Annotated in this window: 14 protein-coding genes; 11 read left to right on the top strand and 3 right to left on the bottom strand. The window is 50.6% G+C overall.

The features are described 5' to 3' along the window. Window positions 1–156: 156 nt before the first annotated feature. The 4 genes from L6H65_RS00800 (at window position 157) to rplT (ending at window position 2,842) form a co-directional block, all read left to right on the top strand. Window positions 157–1,395: a glycosyltransferase family 2 protein gene (locus L6H65_RS00800; RefSeq protein WP_236338353.1), complete on the top strand. Its 1,239-nt coding sequence runs from the start codon at window positions 157–159 to the stop codon at window positions 1,393–1,395. A 313-nt stretch (window positions 1,396–1,708) separates the two neighbouring features. Beyond that, the gene (infC, locus tag L6H65_RS00795) at window positions 1,709–2,203 is read left to right on the top strand and encodes a translation initiation factor IF-3 (RefSeq protein WP_371877613.1); all 495 of its coding nucleotides are present in this window, start codon (window positions 1,709–1,711) and stop codon (window positions 2,201–2,203) included. Between the two features lie 28 nt (window positions 2,204–2,231). Continuing rightward, window positions 2,232–2,432: a 50S ribosomal protein L35 gene (gene rpmI, locus L6H65_RS00790; protein ID WP_236338351.1), complete on the top strand. Its 201-nt coding sequence runs from the start codon at window positions 2,232–2,234 to the stop codon at window positions 2,430–2,432. A 50-nt stretch (window positions 2,433–2,482) separates the two neighbouring features. Beyond that, on the top strand, window positions 2,483–2,842 hold the full coding sequence (gene rplT / locus L6H65_RS00785; RefSeq protein WP_236338349.1) for a 50S ribosomal protein L20: 360 nt from the start codon (window positions 2,483–2,485) through the stop codon (window positions 2,840–2,842). A gap of 281 nt (window positions 2,843–3,123) precedes the next feature. On the opposite strand, the gene L6H65_RS00780 is transcribed toward rplT, so the two are convergent. Next, complete coding sequence (locus L6H65_RS00780; RefSeq protein WP_236338348.1) at window positions 3,124–4,704, bottom strand: esterase/lipase family protein; 1,581 nt, start codon at window positions 4,702–4,704, stop codon at window positions 3,124–3,126. A 227-nt stretch (window positions 4,705–4,931) separates the two neighbouring features. Between L6H65_RS00780 and L6H65_RS00775 the strand changes: the two genes are divergently transcribed. After that, window positions 4,932–5,333, top strand: a complete 402-nt coding sequence (locus L6H65_RS00775) for a hypothetical protein (RefSeq protein WP_371877607.1) — start codon at window positions 4,932–4,934, stop codon at window positions 5,331–5,333. Between the two features lie 55 nt (window positions 5,334–5,388). Here L6H65_RS00775 and L6H65_RS00770 read toward each other — a convergent pair whose 3' ends face one another. Then, window positions 5,389–5,844, bottom strand: coding sequence for a GNAT family N-acetyltransferase (locus L6H65_RS00770; RefSeq protein ID WP_236338347.1), 456 nt, complete (start codon window positions 5,842–5,844; stop codon window positions 5,389–5,391). A 554-nt stretch (window positions 5,845–6,398) separates the two neighbouring features. Between L6H65_RS00770 and ilvB the strand changes: the two genes are divergently transcribed. The 4 genes from ilvB (at window position 6,399) to L6H65_RS00750 (ending at window position 11,431) form a co-directional block, all read left to right on the top strand. Then, window positions 6,399–8,144 carry a biosynthetic-type acetolactate synthase large subunit gene (gene ilvB / locus L6H65_RS00765; RefSeq protein WP_236338346.1) on the top strand — a complete coding sequence of 582 codons (1,746 nt, stop codon included), beginning with the start codon at window positions 6,399–6,401 and terminating at the stop codon, window positions 8,142–8,144. Then, the gene (ilvN, locus tag L6H65_RS00760) at window positions 8,141–8,626 is read left to right on the top strand and encodes an acetolactate synthase small subunit (protein ID WP_236338345.1); all 486 of its coding nucleotides are present in this window, start codon (window positions 8,141–8,143) and stop codon (window positions 8,624–8,626) included. Before ilvB ends, ilvN begins: the two co-directional genes overlap by 4 nt. 131 nt (window positions 8,627–8,757) lie before the next feature. After that, window positions 8,758–9,750, top strand: coding sequence for a ketol-acid reductoisomerase (gene ilvC, locus L6H65_RS00755; RefSeq protein ID WP_236338344.1), 993 nt, complete (start codon window positions 8,758–8,760; stop codon window positions 9,748–9,750). A gap of 139 nt (window positions 9,751–9,889) precedes the next feature. Continuing rightward, a complete protein-coding gene (locus tag L6H65_RS00750) occupies window positions 9,890–11,431 on the top strand; it encodes a 2-isopropylmalate synthase (RefSeq protein WP_236338343.1) in 1,542 nt (513 codons plus the stop codon). 257 nt (window positions 11,432–11,688) lie between these two features. Here L6H65_RS00750 and L6H65_RS00745 read toward each other — a convergent pair whose 3' ends face one another. Further along, window positions 11,689–11,997 carry a hypothetical protein gene (locus L6H65_RS00745; RefSeq protein WP_236338342.1) on the bottom strand — a complete coding sequence of 103 codons (309 nt, stop codon included), beginning with the start codon at window positions 11,995–11,997 and terminating at the stop codon, window positions 11,689–11,691. Between the two features lie 151 nt (window positions 11,998–12,148). On the opposite strand from L6H65_RS00745, the gene L6H65_RS00740 reads away from it, so the two are divergent. Both L6H65_RS00740 and L6H65_RS00735 read left to right on the top strand, forming a co-directional pair. Further along, complete coding sequence (locus L6H65_RS00740; protein ID WP_236338341.1) at window positions 12,149–13,558, top strand: sensor histidine kinase; 1,410 nt, start codon at window positions 12,149–12,151, stop codon at window positions 13,556–13,558. Next, on the top strand, window positions 13,555–14,214 hold the full coding sequence (locus L6H65_RS00735) for a response regulator (protein WP_236338340.1): 660 nt from the start codon (window positions 13,555–13,557) through the stop codon (window positions 14,212–14,214). The genes L6H65_RS00740 and L6H65_RS00735 overlap by 4 nt, the downstream gene beginning before the upstream one ends. The last annotated feature ends 156 nt before the right edge of the window (window positions 14,215–14,370 follow it).

The following is a 14,370-nucleotide window of genomic DNA, read 5'->3' as shown; positions in this document are numbered from 1 at the left end:
ATCTATGATCTTTTGGGCTTTTGACAAAATGGCTTAAAGTGTGGAAAATCAATATGGTTGCAGTGTATACAAACAGATGAGCACTGGAATTCATAACGATTCAAATAAATAGTAGAGAATATGAAAAATGGGGTCTCAAGGGGGCAGTAATTGCGTATGGTTAACATCCTTATTATTATGTTTCAAGTATTTCTGGCGTTCGTCGGCGTTTACCAGTTCAGCATCTCCCTGTTTGGAATTATTAGAAAACGCAAGGAACTGAAGCACAAGCCACAGAAGTCATTTGCCGTTCTTGTCGCTGCGCACAATGAAGAAAAAGTGGTTGGCGCGCTGATCGATAACTTAAAGAACCTCGACTATCCGAAAGAACTTTATGACATATTTGTTATTTGCGATAACTGCACGGACGGTACGGCGGAGATCGCCCGGAGTTACGGGGTTAACGCATGCGAGCGTCACAATCAGCAGCTGAGGGGCAAAGGCCACGCAATCGAGTGGATGCTCAAGGAATTATGGGCCATGCCTCGCCAATATGACGCAATCGTTATGTTCGACGCCGACAATCTGGTCAATACGGATTTCCTGAACCATATGAACAACGATCTGTGCGATGGACATCAAGTTATTCAAGCTTACCTGGATACGAAGAACCCGGAAGATTCCTGGGTTACCGCTTCCTACGGCATTACCTACTGGTATTGCAACCGTCTGTGGCAGCTTTCCCGTAAAAATCTGAAGATGGCCAATTTCCTCGGCGGTACAGGAATGTGCTTCGAGACGAATCTGATGAAAGAAATGGGCTGGGGCGCTACAAGCCTGGTTGAGGACCTTGAGTTCTCAATGCGCTGTATCAAACGGGGCATTCATCCCGTACTGAACTACGAAGCAAAGGTGTATGACGAGAAGCCGCTAACGTTCAAGGCGTCTGCGCGTCAACGGTTGCGCTGGATGCAGGGACACTTTACAGTGGCCCGCCAGTACTTCTTCCCGCTGCTGTGGGCAAGTATTAAAGATCGCAGCTTCGTGAAGTTTGATGCGGCCATTTATTCAGCTTCCGTGTACAATACATTCCTTGGTTTTGTCGTAACTGCAATGCTGTGGCTGGATAATCTGATCCCGGCGGACAATGTCTTCACCTCGATCTATTATTACATGCCTTGGTGGATTGCAGGCATCGTGATTTCATTGACGCTAGTCATGTTCCCGCTTGTTATGATTCTTGAAGGCATCAAATCGCGCAAAATGTATGCGCACCTGTTCTCGATGATCATCTTCCAGCTCTCATGGCTGCCAATTACGTTCTATGCTTTCTTCACACAGAACAACAAGCAGTGGAGCCATACGCAGCATACGCGTGTGATCCGGCTTGAAGAAGTGCAAAGCAAGCAAGTGTAGTGTTTGCATGAAATTGCAACAAATAGATTGACAAGAGATTTGCTCATGTGATAAAGTATGTCGGTAACACTTACACATGAGTTTATAACGCACAAGCAGAAGCACCCGCTTCTCACCTGTCTGGCGCATGTCGGCTGGTTCGCGATCGATGATTGGAAATGGCAGCATTGCATGTAATGCGATGATTGAAATGCCGACAATCTTGGTTAATGGAATGCGGGTCCGTGCGGACTCGCATTTTTTATTTGCGCCAAATGGCGCCATTAAAGGGGACAATTTACGGAGGTGGCGAGTTATTAGCAGAGAACATCAAATCAACGATGAGATTCGAGCCAGAGAAGTGCGGGTTGTAGGTGCTGAGGGCGAACAAGTCGGAATCAAATTGTTGCGTGAAGCGCTCCAGATGGCTGTGGATTTGAATATGGACTTGGTCAATATTGCGCCTACGGCGAAACCGCCTGTATGCCGCATCATGGATTATGGCAAATTCCGTTATGAGCAGCAGAAGAAAGAGAAAGAAGCAAGAAAGAACCAGAAGATCGTTGACATCAAGGAAGTTTGGTTCCGTGCCAATATTGATGAGAATGACTACCAGACGAAATTCCGCAATGTCGTGAAGTTCCTGAACGAAGGCGATAAAGTGAAATGCTCGGTCCGCTTCCGCGGTCGTGAAATTACACATGCCTCTGTTGGTCAACGGATTCTCGACCGGCTTGCGAAGGAAGTTGCAGAATTATGCGTCATGGAACGTGTGCCTAAGCTTGAAGGCCGAAGCATGATTATGATTCTGGCTCCTAAAAACAACTAACGATTATTTCCTTAAGGAGGAACACCAAATGCCTAAAATGAAAACACACAGCAGTCTGAAAGGTCGCTTCAAAATTACCGGTACTGGTAAAGTGATGCGTTACAAAGCTTACAAAAATCACTTGCTTTCCGGTAAGTCGGCTCGTCAGAAGCGCGTATTGGCTACTCAGCCGATCATGGCTGCGGGCGACGTTCGTCGCTTGAAGCAAGGTCTGTCCAACTTGAAGTAATCCGTCATCGGATCTTATAGCAATAAACAACATTCGGGAGGTTTCTACTCATGGCAAGAGTTAAAGGCGGATTCGTCCGCGCACGTCGTCGTAAAAGAATATTGAAGCTTGCAAAAGGTTATTTCGGTTCCAAGCACCGCTTATTTAAAACAGCAAAAGAGCAAGTGATGAAATCACTGCTGTACGCTTACCGTGACCGCCGTCAACGGAAACGTGATTTCCGCAGACTGTGGATCGTTCGTATCAATGCTGCTGCTCGCCAAAACGGCTTGTCCTACAGCAAATTCATGTTCGGCTTGAAGCAAGCTGGCGTTGAAGTGAACCGCAAAATGCTCGCTGACCTTGCTGTCAACGACATCAATGCATTCAACTCGCTTGCAGGCATCGCCAAAGAAAAAGTAAACGCATAGCTTGTGATTAAGATTTGCGTTTAAGATACAATGAATAACGCCGTCCCTACTGGGACGGCGTTTTCTTAAGAATTCCGTATATAGCGTGCCAGTCATGCTTACCGCTTTTATCGCGAATGCTGAGTATGCGTGCCAGTCATGCTTACCGCTTTATTGCGAATGCTGAGTATGTGTGCCAGTCATGCTTACCGCTTTTATTGCGAATGCTGAGTATGCGTGCCAGTCATGCTTCCGCTTTTCTTGTGAATGCTGGGTATACATGCGGGTCCATCATACTTCTGCTATGGCGTATACGTATTTCCCTGCTCATCGACAAAGACGGATTTCACGATTGTTCGCGTGTACTTGTATCCCTCTGTTGTTTCGCCCTCTATCTCAGCGGTTACATTGTATACGCCGCTTCCTTCCGAGGTGGAGATCGTTAGCTCGTCTGCCGCAGACAGCTGCTGCTCCTGCTGCTTAATGCGTTTCGTTCCCTGCTTTCCATGTGTCTTGCCTGCATCTTTACTAATAAAGTCGATGCTGTAGGACACCTTCGTTTTATCTGCCTTCAATCCGTCTGTCTTCACCTTCAGCTTTTTGTTGCCCTGCTCCTTGTGAAGCTTCACTTTATTTTTGCCCTTCGTATTATAAGTGACGGTGAGCAAATAACCGCTTGATTGAGCGCTCGCTGCCGCAGCCTTCCATTCCCCCGCTTTTGGTTTGGCGATTGTCGCGGTGTGATGCCAAGCGCCGCTGAATACGCCCTCGTCAGCGATTGGAGATACCTGAGTCTTCTGAATGGAGCCGTCCGGACCTATGAGCTCAAGCGAGTCGAGCGGCTTGTCGCTGATCCAATCGATCACAATGGAAGCCACATCATTCTCTACTGTAAATGCTTCCTCAGCCTGCCCACTAAGCTGACCGCCGCGAATAAAGGCTTGGCTTTCCTGCTCTTCCTGCTGCGAATGTTCCTTTTTCTTCTCCTTCGCGGAGGCGATCTCCACAAGGCTGCCAGCGGCCTTCGCCGTTTGAAGCATAAGATACGGCTTGATCAGGTTGAACAGATTGGAGCCGTTCTTCACGCTGCTATGGTTCCAATTGCCGATCTTGACCATCGTGCCGGTCGGCAGATGCGCATTGTTGACGGTCACTACGCCATCGTTTGCGCCGTAGCTGGACAAATACAAGCCGCCGAAGAAATGGGCCGTGCTTCCGGAGTTCCAGTCCTTTCCGGCGAAGGTGTAGAATTTGTTCTTGCTGACATTGGCGTGGTTGTTCGTGATGGAACGATAATAAGCCATATAGGAGGTTTGCATGGAGTATGTACCAGGATTCTGTGCGCCGAGAAGGCTGGAGAGCCAGCTGGCCCAGCTGCTGTAAGCGAGATCAGCCAGTTGGGAGCCGTGATGCGGACTGCCGAGTGTGATGACATTGGACACATAGGGATAGGCATTGTAATGAACGAGTGCGGTTTGCGTGTCCACGCCGCCTTTGCTGTGGGCGACGATCACTAGCTTTTTGCCGAAGTATTCACTGATTTCCTTAATCTTGGCTGCCAGCAGCTGTCCGTTGTCCCACATGCTCTGGGAGGTTCCTGTAATGTCATGCAGATTAATGAATGCAGTCTGGTAGCCATTATTGAGCGCGAGCTGATACATGTCATTGTTGTCATACCAGCTGCCGGCGCTGCCGTTCAAGCCGTGGACGAAAAGAAGTGCGGGCTTGCCGGGATCGATGACGGCTGGATTGCTCCCTGGCGACCAGGAGCCCGGCACACCGCCGGTATTGGGGTTCAGCGCTCCGCCGGCCTGCGCGGGTACAACGAGTACAGTTAGAGCAAGAATAAGAGCTACTAACAATGACGAGCCTTTCTTTAACATAATTCTCCTCCTTTATTAGGTAAGTTCAGTCTCATTATAAAGGGAGGATGGATTGGGTTAAATGCAAAAATTATGAAATTTTTTTAATTAATAGATCATATAGGAGTTTATCTTTGGGCAGCGAAGGAAGCCATTGCTTGATCTTTCTTGGGACATGGACATAGATACAGTCGAAAGGAATCGATGCGGCATAAGGTATAGGACAACGGGATAAGGAGGGAATACGCATGCGCGTATCCAAAGAGCAAGTGCGCAAACTTGTCGGAAAGACGATCTATGCGGTTCGCAAGGACGGTTCGATTGCGACAGGGAAGCTCGTTCGCGCTCATCAGAACAAGCTTTTTTTGCAGCCGGTAGGCAGGGATAAAGGCAAGACGGTCAAAACAAAGGCGATTTTGCCGCTTGTATTGTTCGATTTGCTTGCTATAGGCACGCTGCCATTTGCATTCGGCGGTGGTTTTGGAGGTGGTTTTGGCGGCGGCTTCGGAGGCGGAGGCTGCTGCCCTGGCCCTGTACCATATGGTCCTGGAGCAGGAGGCCCCGGAGCATATGGTCCATACGGCGGCTTTGATGGCGGTTGCTGTCAGCAGCAGCAGCCTTATGGCGGCGGGTATAACAACTTCTACTGAGGTTAAGTAGACTGGACGGGATGTTTGCACAGTGAAGGATTGCTTGCGGCTGTGTTCAGAAGGGGAGCTTCAATGTTTTGGTCATCTCATAGAGCCGCAGCTCCGGATAGTGGCGGATGGCCTCATAACCGATGCGGGCGTACAGTCGGGACGCGCGGGGGTTGATATCGTCTACGAATAATCGCGCTATGCTGCACCCTTGTGTACGACCGTAAGCTTCCCCTTGTGCCATCAGCATTGTGCCGACTTGCTTTCCGCGATGCTTTGGGTGAACGGCGAGCATGTCGAAGAGGAGTATATCACCTGCGGTCATAAGGTGTACAAAACCTCGGGGCTTGCTCGTCTTTGTTCGCGATGCGACAAAGGTGATGCCGCGACGCAGCCTCTTGGGCAGCTCCCGGATTACCGACGCATCGCGCGGGTGCGCCGTGTGTGAAAGCGGAATGAGCTCCGTCTTGATGAGATGGATAATCTCGGCATCATCGGTTCGTGGACGTCGGAGTCTAATCAATACCATCATCCTGTCTCCAGTTTATTGCTGAAACCTTGACTGACAAAGGCTGGCATAACGATTCTATATTGTATGTTGTGCTTTTAAGGTGCGCCACAGCGGAGGGGATTTCACACGGATAACTTTTTGCAAGGATACATAAGCTAGAACTTGACGAACGGGATAGTGAAGCATATAATAAGCTTTAAGCTAATATTGTTATCTGCTGTGATGAGGACGAAGTGTTAAGGGCTCTTTTGCTCAGAGAGCGGACGGATCAGCTGCAACCGTCGCCAAAATCCCTTTCCAACGAGCTCACCTCGGAGCTGTTTCCTTGAAAAGACCATCGTCGCATAATGCGAGGACGGCCGTATTAGGGGAAATCGTAAGGCACACGTTAATGTGCCAAGGTATGAACGATTGTGCACACCGTTCTTACCTATTGAGGTTATATGCCGCGAGGCGTATAACAAAGTTGGGTGGTACCACGAAAGGATAACCTTTCGTCCCTCTAGACGCACTTGGCGTCAGGGGACGAGAGGTTTTTTTGTTTTTCTAGAGAGGAGGACGACTTGATGGTCGCGCAAAATGCAACGTTAAGGTCAAAAGAAGAATTGATGGAAAAATTGAGCAAGCCTGAGGTCATTACCGGTTCGGAAATACTGCTTCGCAGCTTGGTGTTGGAAGGTGTCGACTGCGTCTTCGGCTATCCAGGTGGAGCCGTATTGTACATCTACGACGCTATGCACGGTTTCTCGGATTTCCAGCATCTGTTGACCCGCCACGAGCAAGGCGCTATCCATGCGGCTGACGGCTATGCGCGCGCAAGCGGTAAAGTCGGCGTATGTATTGCAACGTCGGGTCCGGGAGCGACAAACCTTGTGACTGGAATCGCAACCGCGTATATGGATTCGGTGCCGCTCGTCGTTATTACCGGCAACGTCGCTACGAATTTTATTGGGACGGATGCTTTTCAGGAAGCGGATATTACGGGCATCACCATGCCAATTACCAAACACAGCTACTTGGTGCGTGATGTAGAGGATCTGCCGCGCATCATTCATGAAGCATTCTATATTGCCAATACAGGCCGCAAGGGTCCGGTTCTTATCGATATTCCCAAGGATGTATCGGCACAGAAAACATTGTTCAAGCCGGTTACTGAGGTCAGCATTCGCGGCTACAATCCGACTGTGACAGCTAACAAGCTGCAGGTCGACAAGATGATTAAAGCGATCGAGCAAGCGGAGCGTCCGGTCATTCTTGCCGGCGGCGGGGTTGTCTATTCCGGCGGTCATGAGGAGCTGCTTGAGTTCGTTACGAAATCGGGCATTCCGATTACGACGACGCTGCTTGGACTTGGCGCATATCCGAGCGGTGAGGATCTGTGGATGGGCATGCCAGGCATGCACGGAACCTATACAGCGAACAAAGCGATTCAAGGATCGGATCTGCTCATTAATATCGGCGCGCGGTTTGACGACCGGGTAACGATGAAGCTCAATGGCTTCGCGCCGAACGCGAAGATCGTCCATATCGACATCGATCCGGCTGAGATCGGCAAGAACGTGCCGACCGATATTCCGATCGTAGGCGATATCAAGACGGTTCTGCAGCAGGCGAACAAGGATGTCAAATGGGCAGGCAATGCGGATGCATGGCGTACTCAGATCGCGGAATGGAAGCAGGACAAACCGCTTAAGTATATTCCGTCTGATGTTGAGCTGAAGCCGCAATGGGTTATCGAAATGATTCACGAGACAACCAAAGGCGACGCGATTGTAACGACGGACGTTGGCCAGCATCAGATGTGGGCCGCTCAGTACTACCGCTTCAATAAGCCGCGCTCATGGATTACATCCGGCGGCCTTGGCACGATGGGCTTCGGATTCCCGTCTGCAATCGGCGCTCAGATGGCTCATCCCGACCGGCTCGTCGTTTCTATCAATGGCGATGGCGGAATGCAGATGTGCGCACAGGAGCTTGCGATCTGTTCCATTAACAACATTCCTGTCAAGGTTGCGATCATTAACAACCAGGTGCTCGGAATGGTTCGTCAATGGCAGGAGATTATCTATGACAATCGCTACAGTCATATCGATCTGGCAGGCAGCCCTGATTTCGTGAAGCTGGCTGAAGCATACGGGGTCAAAGCATTCCGCGCTTCCAACAAGGAAGAAGCGCGTGATGCATGGATCGCAGCGATGGAGCATCCGGGTCCGGCTGTTGTGGAATTCGTTGTCCGCAAGGGCGAGAACGTATACCCGATGGTAACGCAGGGCAGCACGATCAGTGATATGTTAATGGGGGATTCGGAATGAAGAAGCATACGATAGCCGTTCTCGTAAACGATCAGCCAGGCGTTCTGCAGCGTGTATCCGGCTTGTTCGGCCGCCGTGGCTTCAATATTGAAAGTATTACCGTCGGGACAAGCGAGGAAGCCGGCTTGTCCCGGATGGTAATCGTCACCTCCGGTGACGACAAGACGCTGGAGCAGGTTACGAAGCAATTGTACAAGCTTATTGATGTTATTAAAGTAGTAGATCTCAGCGCTAATCCGATGGTTGGCAGGGAGCTGGCGCTCATTAAGGTTAATGCGGAGCCGGCGTCACGGCCGGAAATTCTCGGTGTTGTCGATACGTTCCGGGCAGCGGTTGTTGATATCGGCACGAATACTCTAATGGTGCAAGTAGTCGGCGATAGCGAGAAAATCGACGCTATGGTTGAACTTATGAAGCCGTATGGCATTCGCGAGCTGTCGCGCACTGGCGTGACAGCGATGATTCGCGGCAATTACCGGTAGTTGAATCATTGCATTTTGAACCGCCCTCATTTGGGCGGGAGTTAAAGCGGGGGAGGTCGGACCTGGCTTCCGATCATCCCTCCTTTAACACCCGCTCAAAAGGGTTAATTTAAAGGAGGCTTTATTTACTCATGGCAGTTACACTGTACTATGAAAAAGATGCAGACCAAGGCGTTCTGCAAGGTAAAACAATCGCAGTTATCGGTTACGGAAGCCAAGGCCACGCACAAGCGCAAAACCTGCGCGACAGCGGACTGAAAGTTGTTATCGGTCTTCGCGCCGGTAAATCCGCAGAAAAAGCTAAAAACGACGGCTTTGAAGTTCTTTCCGTTAGCGAAGCAGCAAAAATCGCAGATGTTGTTCAAATTCTTATGCCTGACGAAACGCAAGCTCGCGTATACAAAGAAGAGATCGAACCAAACCTCAAAAAAGGCGCGGCTCTCATGTTCTCCCACGGCTTCAACGTTCATTTCGGTCAAATCGTTCCGAATAAAGATACAGACGTGCTGCTGGTTGCTCCTAAGTCCCCGGGCCACATGGTTCGCCGTACTTACACAGAGGGCTTCGGCGTACCAGGCTTGATCGCAATCGAGCAGGACGCTACTGGCAATGCTAAAGCGATTGGTCTTGCGTATGCTAAAGGTATCGGCTGTACGCGTGCAGGCGTTATCGAAACGACTTTCCGTGAAGAAACAGAAACCGACTTGTTCGGTGAGCAAGCTGTACTTTGCGGCGGTGCAACTGCACTGGTTAAAGCTGGATTCGAAACGTTGGTTGAAGCAGGCTACGCGCCAGAGATGGCATACTTCGAGTGCTTGCATGAGCTGAAGCTGATCGTTGACATGATGTATGAGGGCGGTCTTGCTTCGATGCGTGACTCCATCTCCAACACTGCTGAGTACGGCGACTATGTAACAGGACCTCGCGTTGTTACGGATGAGACGAAAAAAGCGATGAAAGCTGTTCTTGAAGATATTCAAGCTGGCCGTTTCGCACGCGACTTTATCCTTGAGAACCAATCCAACAATGCATTCATGTCGGCAACTCGCCGCAATGAAGCCGAGCACCCGATCGAAGTTGTCGGCGCGCAGCTTCGTGAATTGATGCACTGGATCAAGAAGTAATCGTTTAGCCGATTGTCGGCTGGCAATAATAAGAATGACATGTTATCCCGGACTGTCGGGACGGTCCCCGCGTCGCCTATGGCAGACGCCGAGGCGGTCTCGCCTGTCCGGGATCATTCCGTTCGTGGAGGTGCAAGAGATGCGTAAAATTTATATTTTCGACACGACGCTCCGCGACGGTGAGCAATCTCCGGGCGTCAACCTGAATACGAAGGAAAAGGTCGAGATTGCTCTGCAGCTTGAGAAGCTTGGGGTAGATCGGATTGAGGCTGGTTTCCCGGCGGCATCTCCTGGCGACCTGGCGGCTGTTAACGCGGTTGCCCGCGCGATTAAGAATGCTTCGGTGATCGGGCTGTCCCGTTCGCGCGAGCAGGATATCGATGCGGCGCGCGAAGCGCTCCAGGGCGCTCAGGACCCGTGTCTCCATCTGTTTCTGGCGACCTCTCCTATCCATAGGAAGCACAAGCTTCGGATGGAGAAGGAGCAGGTATTGGAGACAGCGGAGAAGGCGATTCGTTATGCGAAGCGATATTTTGACAAAATCGAATTCTCGCCTGAGGATGCGGGACGCACAGAGCTGGACTTCCTGTGTGAAGTAACAGCTATGGCGATCCGCGCTGGCGCGACTGTAGTGAATATACCGGATACGGTCGGTTATATGACGCCATCTGAATTTGGGAACATTTTCAAAACATTGAAGAATGAAGTCGTTGGCATTGAGAAAATCCAGTTGAGCGCCCATTGTCACGATGATTTGGGCATGGCGACTGCGAATGCGCTCGCTGCGATTCTGAATGGCGCGGATCAGATCGAAGGAACGATCAACGGTATTGGCGAGCGTGCCGGGAACACGGCGATTGAAGAGGTAGCGATGACGCTTGCGACTCGCGCTGATTTCTTCCAGGCGACGACCTCGCTGCAATTGACGGAGATTGCCAAGACGAGCCGGCTTGTCAGCAAGCTGACAGGCATGGTTGTGCCAGGCAACAAAGCGATTGTGGGCGCGAATGCTTTTGCTCATGAGTCGGGTATCCATCAGGATGGTATGCTGAAGGAGAAAACGACGTATGAGATCATCTCGCCGGAGACGATTGGTCTGAAGGAATCCAAGCTCGTACTGGGCAAGCATTCCGGCCGTCACGCATTCCGCGAGAAGCTGATCGATCTTGGCTACGAGCTGGAGGAAGAAGCGGTGAACGTCGCATTCGCGAAGTTCAAGGATCTTGCTGACAAGAAGAAGGATGTCAGTGATGAGGATATTCGCGCTCTGCTGGAAGAGAAGCTGATTGATACGCCTGAAGTGTATACGCTGGAGACGCTTCAAGTGAATTACGGCAATCAGTCCGTGCCAGGAGCTACTGTCAGCATCCGTACTGCTGAAGGCGTTGCGGAGAAGACAGCAGCAGGCAACGGCTCTGTTGACGCGATCTACAATGCGATAGACGCGGTTACAGGCGAGGCGGTCGAGCTTGAGGACTATTCCATCAAGTCCGTTACGCAAGGCAAGGATGCGCTGGGCGAGGTGCATGTCGTGCTGAAGCAGGATGACGTATCGGCGCAGGGCCGCGGCCTGAGCACCGATATTCTGGAAGCAAGCGCACGCGCGTATATCGACGCCCTGAACCGTCTTATCGAGAAGCGCAAGTCTCCGGGCAGACGCGACAAGATGAGCCTGATCTAGAGGGATTCCATGTATGGATGAACGTGCGATGAAATAGGTTTGCGCATTACGAAGCAAGTATGAAATCGCACGAGGCGATACGAGGCAGCCCGCATTCTCTGAAATGAGAAGGCGGGCTGCTTTGTTGCAGCTTCACGACAACTGCTGCATATGCTGAATGCTGAGACGAACATTAAATTGTTGCGAGAGCAAAGCTCATTTCTTCTCAACAGGAGAAGATTGGCAGAAGAAGATTATTTTCCTCATGTTCATTCTCCTTAACAAATACTACGCTGAGAGATCCCCACATTTTCTCCTGTTGTCTGGTCGAAATGTTCTGTTCCGGATTCGCAGCTTTGTGGTCGTTTCCACTTTACCCGATATTGGCCATTGCTTAGAAGCTTGGTTTCGATAATCGTTATCTCACCATGGATGCTGGTATCGAATTTGTTTTTCGCGATAGTCTCAATTTGGGCGATGCTGAGAATCGGCGGGGCCGTCTTGCTGGTATTCGCTTCTTGACAGCCGGTGCTAATAAGCAGACATAAGCTTAAAAGGATTGCTCCGAAAGTAAGTTTAGTTCTCATTGTAGTGTCCCCTTTCCAAATTCACATTTGGATGTAATTACCTCTATAGACGTTAATAGGGGGGATTTGTTGCAGATTAAACACCCTGGGCTGGAAATCCGATGATATAATGAAAAATAAAAACAAGTTATATCGGGGGAAAGCTAAGCGCATGTTATTCGTTTGGATTGCCTTATGGCTGGTCTCTTTGCTGCTTCTTGTAGCCAATAAAAACAGCATAGCTGTGCGCTGGTTGGCCCTTGTCGCCTTCTGTGGTGGATTTGGCGCTCTAGCTTCAACTATCGAGAGTTGGATCGCAGTCATGAATAAAGCCGGTCAAATTAGCGAAGGGCAAGAACGGCTTCTATATTACTTTCAGAACTGCTGCTCCTGGGTTAGCTACTATGGGCTTCCTTATAGCTTTCTTTGTTTTGCTGCGGTTTACCATACTGCTCAATTGCCTAAGGTCGGAGAAGGCTTCTCCCTCCGTATGTTAATTATGAAAACGCTGCGATGGCTGCCATATGCAGCACTCGTCATGCCGCTCTTCATGCTCCTGCTCCCAACTGCTGATGTATATCCGGTTCATTACGACATTCTTGGTATCTGGGCAATTCCTTATATTGTGCTGGGCATGATTCTACTCTTGACGAAGCATGTTCTTCATCCGGCAGACCGCCGCGCGCATGCGATTCTGACGACTGTCACTGTTCCGGCGGTATTGTTCGCTACAACAATGAATTATGTTATGCCTCTCTTTGGCTACTACGGGATGTGGAAGTATAATGTTTGGTCGATTACTTTCGCATTCATTGTGTTTATTGTAGCTTTATTCAAATTCGGATTTCTTGGGGTGCAGCTGCTAATTGAACGAAGACAGATGGATTTCTCGCTTCGAGCGATTACGAGCGGTACAGCTATGCTTAATCATGCGATCAAAAATGACATCGGCAAAATCAAGCTGTTCAGTGATAAAATCGATCGCGCTGCAAATTCCCATCAGGAGGGGATGCAGGAGCTTCGCGAGGATATTGGGGTCATTGCTACAGCCGCATCCCATATCGAAGCGATGATTCGAAGTGTGCATGATCGGACGCAGGAGCTGCGCCTGCAGCCTCAGCGGCTCAGCTTGTCGGAGCTGGTTCGTGAGCAGCTGTCGGCATTGGTTCCGCGCGTAATGGGACGAATTGACGTAAAGACCGAGTATGACGAGAGCGCAGAGGCTGAGGTTGATCCCGCGCAAACGGCGGAGGCCATTAATAATATTTTGAACAATGCAGTTGAAGCTATGCCGGATGGCGGGGAGCTCCTCGTCAAAGTAATAAGCGGCAGAAGAGGCTGCACAATCGAGATTCGTGATACGGGGATGGGCATTGATAAGAAGCATCTGCACAAGGTTGCAGAGCCTTTCTTCACTACGAAGAGCGGGAAAGCGATGAATTTCGGACTTGGACTGGCCTATTGCAGCCAATTGATGAACCGCCAGAGGGGCGAGCTTCGTGTTCAAAGTGTTCTCGGCAAGGGGACAGCCGTTACGTTGCATTTTCCAATTCCAAAAAGGGTAAAAGGAGCGGAGTCATGAGCAGCACGAGTATTCGCGTTATGATTGTTGAGGACGACCCGGATTGGCTGAGAGGCTTATCGGCGTATTTGAACGCAGCCGGAGGCCTGCTGGTTGTGGCGACCGCAGATAATCCTGAGCAAGCCTTGCTTGTTGCGGAGGAAGCCGCGCCGGACGTTATTCTGCTTGATATTATGCTTGCTGATAGCCCGGAGGGTCTGCGGCTCGCAGGTGAGCTGTCGGCAACGTCAACTGCGCGACTGATTATGCTGACCTCCATGGAGGACAAAGCTTTTGTCGTTGAAGCGTTCCGTGCCGGGGCCGTGAACTATCTGGTCAAGTCGGATTTCTCGTCCATTCCTGACGCGATTCGCGAAGCAGCAGGCGATAAATCCGCTATTGATGCGTCTGCCGCGCGGCAGATGCTGGAGGAATTCCGCAGGCTGAAAAAGGTGGAGCGCGAATATGAGGTCGACAAGTTCAAACGGATGGTGACGCCGGCAGAGGTGCAATTGCTGTCCATGATTCATGATGGCTACAGCCAGACGCAAATTGCGGAGAAATCTTTTTTGTCCGTGCGTACGGTGAAGAATCATGTGAGCAATATTTTGCGCAAGCTGGGCGGCAAGAGCAGCAAGGAAGCGGCACAGCAGGCGAAGGATATGGACCTGTTCTGACAAGGCAGCGGCCTCATGTGGTGGAGAGACGGACATGTAGACCGCCGGCATGCAGCGCCATACCGCGCTCTGGGAGCTGCGCGCGGTGAACAGCAGCCGCGCAACTCGCAGGGCCCGCCCAGTCGCATCCTGCAATGCGCTCCTTTATCTGGTACT

It is taken from the genome of Paenibacillus plantiphilus (genome assembly GCF_927798095.1).
Taxonomy (GTDB): Bacteria; Bacillota; Bacilli; order Paenibacillales; family Paenibacillaceae; genus Paenibacillus_Z; species Paenibacillus_Z plantiphilus.
This window is presented reverse-complemented; position numbering and strand designations above follow the sequence as displayed.

What these genes read in the sequence shown, in the direction of transcription:
- L6H65_RS00800 (WP_236338353.1), top strand. Translation starts at nt 157, where the DNA reads ATGGTTAACATCCTTATTATTATGTTTCAAGTATTTCTGGCGTTCGTC.
- rpmI (WP_236338351.1), top strand. Translation starts at nt 2,232, where the DNA reads ATGCCTAAAATGAAAACACACAGCAGTCTGAAAGGTCGCTTCAAAATT.
- rplT (WP_236338349.1), top strand. Translation starts at nt 2,483, where the DNA reads ATGGCAAGAGTTAAAGGCGGATTCGTCCGCGCACGTCGTCGTAAAAGA.
- L6H65_RS00780 (WP_236338348.1), bottom strand. Translation starts at nt 4,704, where the DNA reads ATGTTAAAGAAAGGCTCGTCATTGTTAGTAGCTCTTATTCTTGCTCTA.
- L6H65_RS00775 (WP_371877607.1), top strand. Translation starts at nt 4,932, where the DNA reads ATGCGCGTATCCAAAGAGCAAGTGCGCAAACTTGTCGGAAAGACGATC.
- ilvB (WP_236338346.1), top strand. Translation starts at nt 6,399, where the DNA reads ATGGTCGCGCAAAATGCAACGTTAAGGTCAAAAGAAGAATTGATGGAA.
- ilvN (WP_236338345.1), top strand. Translation starts at nt 8,141, where the DNA reads ATGAAGAAGCATACGATAGCCGTTCTCGTAAACGATCAGCCAGGCGTT.
- ilvC (WP_236338344.1), top strand. Translation starts at nt 8,758, where the DNA reads ATGGCAGTTACACTGTACTATGAAAAAGATGCAGACCAAGGCGTTCTG.
- L6H65_RS00750 (WP_236338343.1), top strand. Translation starts at nt 9,890, where the DNA reads ATGCGTAAAATTTATATTTTCGACACGACGCTCCGCGACGGTGAGCAA.
- L6H65_RS00745 (WP_236338342.1), bottom strand. Translation starts at nt 11,997, where the DNA reads ATGAGAACTAAACTTACTTTCGGAGCAATCCTTTTAAGCTTATGTCTG.
- L6H65_RS00740 (WP_236338341.1), top strand. Translation starts at nt 12,149, where the DNA reads ATGTTATTCGTTTGGATTGCCTTATGGCTGGTCTCTTTGCTGCTTCTT.
- L6H65_RS00735 (WP_236338340.1), top strand. Translation starts at nt 13,555, where the DNA reads ATGAGCAGCACGAGTATTCGCGTTATGATTGTTGAGGACGACCCGGAT.